Below are 7,909 nucleotides of genomic sequence, written 5' to 3'. Positions count from 1 at the left end.
ACCAGGTTAGCTACCGTGAATCGGCCGAGGATATCGTGCACTGTGGTACAGCCGATGCCGAGCGCTGCTGCGATGGTGCGATTCGAGCGACGCTGCTCAAATTTCATGCGTAATACAGTGATATAGATGCACATATCTGTTCTCGCGTTCTTTTTTTTACGTGCCATGCCATACCCCCGGAAGCTAAAAGTCTCCAGAGTATGGCGGAACAGAAGATGAGCGATCGGACAGAATCGGAATCGCTGATCGGGCGACCGGAATCAGTGATCGGACGTGACCGGAACCAGCACCAGGGCCACCGCAACCGAGCCGCGGGTGATGAACTCACCGGCGTGAACGTTCAAGTTAGTCACCCAACCGTCCGCTGGCGCCCGCACTTCGGTGCGCGCCAAGTCCAACTTGGCCAAATTCCTCACCGTGATGGCTTTGGCCAACTGATGGCTGACGGTCGAAAAATCGTTACTGGCCTGATCGATCTGTTCTTGGGACATCGAGTTGGTCCCCAGACTACGCCGACGCGACGCCTCGCGTTGTTTCTCCGCCGCCAGCGCCTGGTAATAACTTACGTCCGCTTCCGCCTGCGCTTCTTGAAAACGCGGTTTGTCGATGATGAGTAACAGATCGCCTTTCTTTACCGGTTGATTATCGCGAATAGGCACATCGGTGAGCAAGCCGCCGACGTCCGGCGCAATGGCCACCACATCGGCGGTGAACTTGGCGTCCCGGGTCCAGGGCGACTCGGTATAAAACGACCAGGCGCGGAAAATAGCGATGGCGGCTATCAGCACCAGCAGCAGGGCGATAGCGACGCGGAAGATTTTAGTGGCGAAGGTTTTCACGACGACCTCAAACGAAAAAACAAGAAATCAGGTAAAAAACGCAACAATACAGTGCGGTGTTGAATAAGGCCGGATGCCAGACAAAATCATAGATTCCGCTGGGCAGCAATAGCCTGCGCAGCGCGAAAAACAGCACCAGCGAGAGGATCAACTCGAAAAATACCGGTGGAAAAGACAGGCCAAAGATCAGCATGACCGGAAGCAAACTCATACTTTTTCCTTTAACTGTAACCGATGTCGATTCCTGTGCTGCCGTCCGCCGCCTTGACAGGGATTTCGCGACAAAAGGCCGTCCCCCCCCGGTTGCGCTCAGGATGAGTATAAAACCCCGTTGGGGGAATGATGACGTTTTCCGGGAAAGGGGGCGTTAGCCGATTGTGTACAGCCCGTTCAAATTGCTACTATTTATAAAAAGCTAATAAAATGGTAAGCTATTTCAGGTTAGCGTGCGCGATAAAGCGAACCGACATTGCTATATTACCCTGTACATTCCGTCGGTTTCAACATAACGTGATCTAAATCACTTTTAAGCCAGAGTGAATATGGAAAGACTAAAACGCCTGTTGATTTTCGCCCGCGTCGTGGAGGCCAACTCGTTTACCAGCGCCGCGCGCCGGCTGCAGATGAGCGTCTCTTCCGTCAGCCAGACCGTGGCGAAATTGGAAAATGACTTGCAGGTAAAGCTACTTAACCGTAGCACCCGTAGCATCGACCTGACCGAAGCCGGCAAAATCTATTACCAGGGCTGTCGGCGTATGCTGCAGGAATTCAATGAGGTGCATGAGCAATTATTCGCCTTTAATAATACGCCCATCTGCACCCTGCGCATCGGCAGTTCCTCGACGCTGGCCCAAAATGTTCTGGCGCCGATTACCGCCGAGATGCTGAAGGAGTATCCCGGCCTGTCGGTCAACCTGGTGACCGGTATTCCGGCGCCGGATCTTATCTCCGACGGGCTGGACCTGGTGGTAAGAGTGGGCGAGCTGCAAGATTCCGTTCCGGTCTGTTTTCGCGCCGGCTGGGATCGATGCCGATGGTGGTGTGCGCCGCTAAAAGCTATCTGGCGCAGCGGGGTACGCCGGAAAAACCCGGCGACATGGCCAATTTCTCCTGGCTGGAATATGACGTGCGCCCGGACAGCGAGTTTGAACTCATTGCGCCGGAAGGCATCACGCTGCATTTGTCGCCGGCCGGCCGCTTTGCCACCAACGATTCGCAAACGCTGATCCGCTGGCTGACCGCCGGCGCCGGCATCGCTTATGTGCCGATTATGTGGGTCCTGGATGAGATAAAACGCGGCAATGTCGAGATTTTATTCAGCCACTATCACTCCGATCCGCGGCCGGTATATGCGGTGTATACGGCGCGTGATAAATTGCCGCTGAAGGTACAGGTCTGCATTAACCACCTCACCGACTACTTCAGCAAGGTGGCGGATATGTATCAGACCTTTCGCCAGGACAGCGTCGGTTAAGCCGGGGTGGGCTGTCGCCCGCCGCGTTAACGGCGGCACCGGCGCAATGGCGCTCAAGGCGATATGCTCGAGGCGATGGTAGGCCCGCCGCGTTCGGGAAGGGAGCCGCCGCGGCCTGCGGCGCCCAGGAGATTAATGGCGGTAGCGGCGCCTTCCCGCGCCGACGTCAGCCGCGGCTTATAGGCGGTACCGCCCACGGTGATTTTGTCCAACTTCAACGTCGGCTGGCCCACGCCTACCGGCAAGCTTTGGCCTTCTTTGCCGCAGACGCCAACCCCTTTATCCAACGCCAAGTCATTGCCGACCATCGAGATTTGCTGCATCGCCTCAATACCGGAGCCGATGAGCGTTGCGCCTTTCACCGGCGTGGTCACACGTCCGTTCTCAATCAAATAGGCTTCCGAGGTGGAGAAAACGAACTTGCCGGAGGTGATATCCACCTGTCCGCCGCCAAAGTTGGGCGCATAAATGCCGCGCTCTACGCTGGCGATAATTTCTTCCGGCGTCGATTGACCCGCCAGCATGTAGGTATTGGTCATCCGCGGCATCGGTAAATGCGCGTAGGACTCCCGTCGGCCGTTGCCGGTGGGCGCGACCCCCATTAGCCGGGCGTTAAGTTTGTCCTGCATGTACCCTTTCAGCCGGCCGTTTTCTATCAGCACATTGTATTGCCCAGGCACGCCTTCATCATCGATGGCCAGCGAGCCGCGCAGGCCGGCGAGCGTACCATCGTCGACTACCGTGCATAGCTCGGACGCCACCCGCTTGCCCATCTGCCCGCTGAACACCGAGCTGCCGTGGCGATTGAAATCCCCTTCCAGGCCGTGTCCCACCGCTTCGTGCAGCAGCACGCCCGGCCAACCCGCGCCGAGCACTACCGGCATGGCGCCGGCAGGGGCCGCGGCGGCGGAGAGATTCACCAGCGCCATCCGCACCGCTTCCCGCGCCCAGCTGTCGGCACGCACCTCGCCGTCCACCTCTGCCAAGAAGAAATCGTAGCCAAAACGGCCGCCGCCGCCGCTGGCGCCGCGCTCGCGTTTGCCATCCTGCTCGACCTGCACGCTGATGGACAGGCGCACCAGCGGGCGCACATCCGCCGCCAGCGTACCGTCGGTAGCAGCGACCAGAATCTGCTCATACACCCCCGACAGGCTGGCCGTGACTTCCTGGACACACGCATCGGCGGCGCGCGCCGCTTTATCCACCCGGTGCAGCAACGCGATTTTCTCCTCGCGCGGCAGACTGGCGAGCGGATCCAACGGCGGATATAGGGGACGGTAAGCCACCGAGCCCAGGGTATGCACCCGGCCGCTGCCCGCGTCACTTACGATGCTGCGCGCGGCCATCGCGCTTTGGTTCAACGCTGCCAGGGTGATTTGGTCGGCATAGGCGAAACCGGTTTTTTCGCCGCTTATCGCGCGCACGCCGACGCCCTGGTCGATATTATACGACCCTTCCTTGATGATGCCGTCTTCAATGACCCATGCTTCATGATAGCTTGACTGGAAATAGAGATCGGCATAGTCCAGACGTCGTGCGCTCATCTGCTCCAATAGAGAGAAAAGATGGTTGTGCTGCAGTTGATTAGCCGAAAGTAAATGCTCACTGACTAACGTCAGACTCATAGGTTCTCGCTCTTAAAAAATGGATTTGACCCGCCACGGCGCGAATACAGGCATGCGTCATCTTTATAGACTGCGGCAATTCACCGTCGGCGTCAAATAACCGGCCTTTATTTCGACTTGGCCTCCTGAGCGCGCGGCTGGCGTAAAACTTCCTGTATTTCCGGCGCGTCCAAGCTGCCGCTTATATGGTAGCGAATTAGCGATAACTTATTCCACAACGGCGCCAATACCTTGCTGGCAGCAAAGACCGCTGCCCCAACCACCGGATTAATCACAAATGCCGTTGCCACCCCCACCGTCGCCGAAATTTCCGGCGCGATCACCGCTTCCATATCAATATGCTGGCGGTTGAAATCCACATCGCCGGTCATGGCGATATCCGCTTCCAGGCCATCGTTCAAGAGATCGTTGGTATGCAAGGTGCCGTCTTTCAACCAGGCAGTGCCTTTGATCGAATCAAAATAAAATCCCTTGCCGAAAGCGTCGCTGAAATCAAACTGCAATTTGCGCAACAGCGCATCAAAGCTCACCAACCTCAGGATGCGTCCGGCGCTGCCGCTGCTGATATTTTCGATTTTGCCTTTGCCCAATTGGCTATGCAGCACGCCGTTCAGACTCGCGATATCGGGCTGCCAGGGCGCCGCGCGCCAGTGCAAATCGTAATTCAGGTGAAAGGGCGCTTCGCGCAGCGGCGTATCCATGCCGATATAATCCGCCGCGGCGCCAATATCTTTCCCTTCCATTGTCCCTTTCAGCGACGTCCGGTTCTCGCGGCGGCTGCGCAACCAGCTGCCCTCGGCGGTCAGCCGGGCGTTGCCGGTGTCGATCACGCCGCCGGTCAGTATCAGTTGATCCTGCTGCAGCTTGATATTGCCGCTGACGCGCCCCAGATTTTGGCCTTTAATCCAGCACTGGCGGCAGGCGACAGCCAGCGCAGGCCAGTCAGCGAAGCCAGCGCTGTCGTTTAGGTGTGCCGCCGTGGGGGACGAAGCGGCATTGGCGCTGGCGTCGGCGAAAGCCGGGTTGTAGTAGAGATAGTCCAGGTCGGCGCGCCAGGGCGCGTTCGCGATCATGGTCAGCACGCCATTAATTTCCTTTCCTTGCGCCGTCACCCTGCTCCCACCGGCCACATTATTGCGGGTTAACGCCAGTTGATGCCAGACCTGCCCGCCCCGCGTCAGGGCCGGGGTACACAGCGTCAGCGCATCGGGAAAACGAAAGCGTGCGGCCGGCAGCGTTTCCCCGCCCGACGCCGGCGACTTCATCAGCGCCAGCCAATTTTCGCCATCGAGCGCCGGCAGCGACAGCGTCAGGCTTTTATCCGCCGGCAGCGGCGGTATTTTGCCTCCGTCCGCCCAGGCGCCGCGCGCCAAGGCGAGCTGGCGCCCCAACAACCATTGGCTATTGAAACTGTTGCGGCTGCCGGCGTGGCCGCTTAACAGGAAGGCGTGCATGTCCTCCTTGGCGTTTACTGCTAGCGTGAAAGGCTGCCCACCTGATTTATCCAGCGGCGGGGGAAAGTGACTGCTTACATTTTTTAGATCGCTTTTCACCGCGACCTCATAACGCGTCTCTCCCTTCAGCGGCAAAGCGACGGCGATGTCGCTCTGCCAGGCCGCGCGGCCGTTGACCGATTCCATCAGCGCGTCCGGCAGCCCGGGCAATTGATTAAGCGCCCAGTCCCCTTTCAGGCCCACGTTAATATCAAAGCCGGTGGGCTTCTCCCGGGTTGTGAAATTCACCGCTATCGGCTGGCCAAACCATTGCCCGTCAAGAGGGGCGCTGTCCAAATTGCCGTTATTGTAATGGAAATTACCGCTTAGCCCCTGTAGGGTCGTGCCCAATGGTTTGATATACAGTGAGTTATTTTTCAGGTAAGCGCCACATTGCCGGACGCAGTCACCGGCTGACCGTCAAGGGGAATATCCAGATGCAGGTCGCCATTCACCGGCCCGCCGACCTGCAGCTCATCGAGAGTTTTGCCGAGCGACGCCTTGAGCGGCGTCTGGAGAAAATAGTCGCGGATAGCGCAGCCGGTGCCGCTGATGCCGGCATCGATTAACAATTTTTCTTTGGAATAGTCAGGAATACTGGCAGCGATATTGCGACCGCGAGCCTAGCCGAGCGCGGTTTGCGGCACATGTATAAACAGGCCGTCGTTGACGAAATCCAGGTCGATATCCAGCTGCGTAAGCGCCGGCCAGCCGGGTTCAAACTGATATTCCGCCTGCTTGAGCGGCACCCACACCTCAAACTGGCCGTCGTTATGCTTAAACGGGAATCGACTGGGGTTGCCGGCAAACAGCAAAGTGGCATTCTCTACCTGGCCGCCTTTAAGCGCGCCCGTCAGGTAGTCCACCAGGCGGGTCCCCATCAGCAGCTCTGGGAAATAACGCCAGGCGTCGGCGGCATCATCCAGGCGCAGACCGGCAAGAATGTCCAGCCAGGGCTCGCCTTTTACCGGTTTATGGAAATAGAAATCGTCGTTGGCCCAAAGCGATCGTGCCTGGGCATCGATATTGCGTCCCCATAATACCAGCCCTTCCTGCGGGTTGTGGCGCCTATCAAAGGTTGCGCGGGCGCGGGATAGGGCCAGCGGCGCGCGGAACATGCTCTGATAGGGTAGCGTGCTGTCGTCCAGCGCGAGCTGCAGCCGCCCCGCGGCCAGCAAGCCTTCCGCCTCGCCAGAAACATGGTCCGCCCCCGGCAGCAACTCCCAGGGCTGCCAACCGAGATCGCGCCAGCGCGCCTGAAAACGCGTGGCGCCGGCGTCGCTGAGCGGGATGTCCAGCGCCAGCGCGGAAAGCTCGCCGCGCGGCTGCAGGTCGTGCCAGTGCGCGCAGCGTCGGCGTCACCGCCGAGATAAACGGCAGCAACGGGGTGAATCGCTCCAACGCCAGCCCGCGGGCGCGTAGGCGGATCTCGCCTTCCCGATCGGGGAAAAAGAGATGCCGTTTTGCCGGCAGCCAAAAAAGCGACAGCGCGACAGGCGCCCAAGATTGGCCATCGGTGGCGATAGTCAGCGCCGGCACATCCATCTGCCAGGCATCCTGCCGCTTACTGAGATGGAGCGCCAGTTGATTGACGTCAAGCCGGTGCGCCTGGTCGCCGTCCTGCCAAAGCGCCGCGCCCCGGCTAAGCAGCGCGTCCGCGCCGGCAATTTCGCCGTTTTCGAGGGTAAGCCAGGCCGCCAGACTGAAATCGGCGCTTTGCAGGCCGGTATTACTTTGCAGCAGCTGGCTAAACCACGGCTTGAGATCGATATCCTGGGCCTTGAGATACACTTTGCCGTTATCCAGCAGCCCCTGCTGATCGTGCAGATCCATACGCACGTCGATCGCGCCCTGCTGCACATCGGTATTCGATAGGCTGATCTTGCCTTCCGCGCGGTGGCGGTTGGAGGTATTAAGCCAGGTGAGCTGCGGCACGGAAAGCCGAGTCCGTTCGCCCGAAGGGGTTAAAAAGGTGATCTGGCTGCCGCGCAGGATGAAATGATCGAACTGACGCAGGAAAAGATTGGAAAGACGATCGAAGCTGATGGGGCTACCTTGGTGATCCCGGCCCATCAGCGTGGTATTCAGATCCAGTTGCAGGCGATAAAAGGTCACGTCGCGGAACTGCCAACGCCAGTGCAGCAAGGATTGCCACACGTCCAGCGCCAGCGTGGCGCGCTGCACGTGCAGCCGCTCATCGGCGGTGGCGGCATCAATCCCCCCGATATCCAGCGTCGGCCCGAAGGATTGCCAGCTGCCGTGCAGCTGCCACAGCTGGATGTCGGCATCAAAAGCGCGATTTAATACGGAGACTATCTGCGGGCGAAAGCTGTTCAAGTGGTAAGCGCCCCGTGGAGGACGTCTTGAATTATTGGTGGGTTTGTTGTATGAGACAGTAAACCTACGTTACACGCTTATGCTCATTGCATTTTCACATTATATTGATTTTAATAACTTTTATTTCCATCCCGGTTTGAG

At 58.7% G+C, this 7,909-nt stretch carries 3 protein-coding genes and 5 pseudogenes; 1 reads left to right on the top strand and 7 read right to left on the bottom strand.

Annotation, left to right across the window (positions count from 1 at the left end; all coding sequences use genetic code 11):
* The 3 genes and pseudogenes from ACMX3H_RS15295 to aaeX form a co-directional block, all read right to left on the bottom strand.
* Positions 1-167 (bottom strand): annotated as a pseudogene (locus tag ACMX3H_RS15295) (IS21 family transposase); the annotation flags it as partial.
* A 120-nt stretch (positions 168-287) separates the two neighbouring features.
* Positions 288-839: pseudogene (locus ACMX3H_RS15290) on the bottom strand (biotin/lipoyl-binding protein); the annotation flags it as partial.
* A gap of 7 nt (positions 840-846) precedes the next feature.
* Positions 847-1,050, bottom strand: coding sequence for a p-hydroxybenzoic acid efflux pump operon protein AaeX (gene aaeX, locus ACMX3H_RS15285; protein ID WP_415211441.1), 204 nt, complete (start codon positions 1,048-1,050; stop codon positions 847-849).
* Positions 1,051-1,381: 331 nt separating this feature from the next.
* On the opposite strand from aaeX, the pseudogene aaeR reads away from it, so the two are divergent.
* Positions 1,382-2,313: pseudogene (aaeR, locus tag ACMX3H_RS15280) on the top strand (HTH-type transcriptional activator AaeR).
* A gap of 182 nt (positions 2,314-2,495) precedes the next feature.
* Here the strand turns inward: aaeR and tldD are convergent.
* From tldD to ACMX3H_RS15260, 4 genes and pseudogenes are all read right to left on the bottom strand, one after another.
* Positions 2,496-3,938, bottom strand: a pseudogene (gene tldD / locus ACMX3H_RS15275) (metalloprotease TldD); the annotation flags it as partial.
* A gap of 107 nt (positions 3,939-4,045) precedes the next feature.
* Positions 4,046-5,782, bottom strand: a complete 1,737-nt coding sequence (locus tag ACMX3H_RS15270; RefSeq protein ID WP_415211440.1) for a YhdP family protein — start codon at positions 5,780-5,782, stop codon at positions 4,046-4,048.
* A gap of 26 nt (positions 5,783-5,808) precedes the next feature.
* Positions 5,809-6,549: pseudogene (locus ACMX3H_RS15265) on the bottom strand (DUF3971 domain-containing protein).
* Positions 6,503-7,768 (bottom strand): hypothetical protein, encoded by a 1,266-nt coding sequence (locus tag ACMX3H_RS15260; protein ID WP_415211439.1) that lies wholly within the window; start codon positions 7,766-7,768, stop codon positions 6,503-6,505. The pseudogene ACMX3H_RS15265 and the gene ACMX3H_RS15260 overlap by 47 nt, the downstream one beginning before the upstream one ends.
* Between the last annotated feature and the right edge of the window lie 141 nt (positions 7,769-7,909).

The sequence above is a fragment of the Sodalis sp. (in: enterobacteria) genome (genome assembly GCF_047607725.1).
Classification (GTDB): Bacteria; Pseudomonadota; Gammaproteobacteria; order Enterobacterales; family Enterobacteriaceae; genus JBLKSS01.
This window is presented reverse-complemented; position numbering and strand designations above follow the sequence as displayed.

Coding starts and splice junctions, on each gene's coding strand:
- aaeX (WP_415211441.1), bottom strand. CDS start 1,050: ATGAGTTTGCTTCCGGTCATGCTGATCTTTGGCCTGTCTTTTCCACCG.